This window comes from Solilutibacter pythonis, from assembly GCF_003697345.1.
GTDB classification, from domain to species: domain Bacteria; phylum Pseudomonadota; class Gammaproteobacteria; order Xanthomonadales; family Xanthomonadaceae; genus Solilutibacter; species Solilutibacter pythonis.
This window is the reverse complement of sequence record NZ_RFLY01000054.1, coordinates 1-1,479: the sequence shown is the minus strand read 5'-3', so window position 1 is coordinate 1,479 and position 1,479 is coordinate 1. Positions and strand designations below refer to the sequence as shown.

1 protein-coding gene is annotated in these 1,479 nt (G+C 57.3%); it reads right to left on the bottom strand.

The genetic code is table 11. The features are described 5' to 3' along the window. Nucleotides 1-38: 38 nt before the first annotated feature. A protein-coding gene (locus EBB59_RS13230) for an IS3 family transposase (protein WP_122102592.1) occupies nucleotides 39-1,429 on the bottom strand; the annotation gives its coding sequence in 2 pieces (ribosomal slippage) (nucleotides 39-934 and nucleotides 934-1,429; 1,392 coding nt in all). Between the last annotated feature and the right edge of the window lie 50 nt (nucleotides 1,430-1,479).

The window sequence follows — 1,479 nt, the reverse complement described above, 5'->3', positions numbered from 1 at the left end:
TGAACTGCCCCCCAAATATTGGACGGTCGGTTGATAGCTTACGCTGCCAAGGGCTGGGTTCGGTATTGCACCGGGCTCAGCCCTTTCAGTTTCAGCATGATGCGGTCGTGGTTGTAGTAGTGAATGTAGTCAGCGACCTCTTTGCGGAGCTGCTCTACGTCGGCGAACTTTTTCAGATAGAACAGCTCGGACTTGAGGGTTGCAAAGAAGCTTTCCATCGCGGCGTTATCCAGGCAATTGCCCTTGCGGGACATGCTTGGAGTGACCTGATGCTGGTCCAACTGCCGCTGGAAAGCACTCATCTGGTATTGCCAACCCTGGTCTGAGTGCAGCACCAAAGGGCGCCGTGTTCGTCGCTTCGCCCAGGCCTTGTCCAGCATGGCGCGCACCATTTTGAAGGACGGCTGGGCATCGAGCTGGAAGGCTACGATTTCCCTGTTATAGAGATCCATGACCGGCGACAGGTACAGCTTCTCGCCGTTGACCTTGAACTCGGTGACGTCCGTTACCCACTTCTGTTCAGGCTCGTCAGCTTTGAAGTCGCGCTCCAAGAGGTTCGGTGCCACTCCTCCGACTTCTCCCTTGTAGGACTTGTACCGCTTGGGCCTGACCAGCGACTTCAGTCCCATGACCTGCATCAGTCGCTGAACCAGCTTGTGGTTGATGGCCTCGCCCAACTGGTGTCTCAACGCAGCAGCGATGCGCCGATATCCGTATCGCCCTTTATGCCGGTTATAGAGCGTCTGGATGGCAGCCTTCAGGCCGGCATGTCGGTCCCCCAGCGTCAGCACCTTGGCCTGGTAATAGAACGTGCTCCGGGCCAGGCCGCTGATGGCCAACAGGTCCGACAAAGTGTGTTGCTGCCTCAGTTCAAGCACTATCCGCGTTTTTTCGGCGGAGTCTTCTGCTGCTTCGCTTGAACCAAGGCGTCGAGTTTTTTTAGGTACGCCACCTCCGCGCGCAAATACGCGTTTTCCCTAAGCAATTGCTCATGGGTCGCGCTGGAGTCAGCAACCGGTGGCGGTGCGGGCGGTGGTTCTGGCTTAGGCATAACGGGCGGACGGGCTCTGGGTCTAGGCTTCAAGGCATCGATTCCGCCTTGATTGTATTGGCGCTCCCAGAGCGAGAGGGAACTGTTATTCCGAAGACCATACAGTGCCACGGTCTGTGTCTGGGACAGTTCCTCACGCCACATGTGTTGCAGTATCTGGAGCTTGGCCTCAGCGCTCAATCGCTGGTGCTGTCGTCGACGTTCCAGGCCCGCTTGTCCGTGCTCCTTGAACAAAGACACCCAGTGCCTGATCTGGCTGCGAGGAACCCCGTAAAGGCGAGCCAGGCGCTTGAACCCATTCTCAGAGGCTCCCTTCACCTGCCCCTTGAGATAGGTATCTACCACTTCGCGTTTGAAGGCCGCACTGTACTTGGCCATGAAAAACCCCCGGAGATTGGATGGGTGTCCAACTTCCGGGGGGCAGTTCA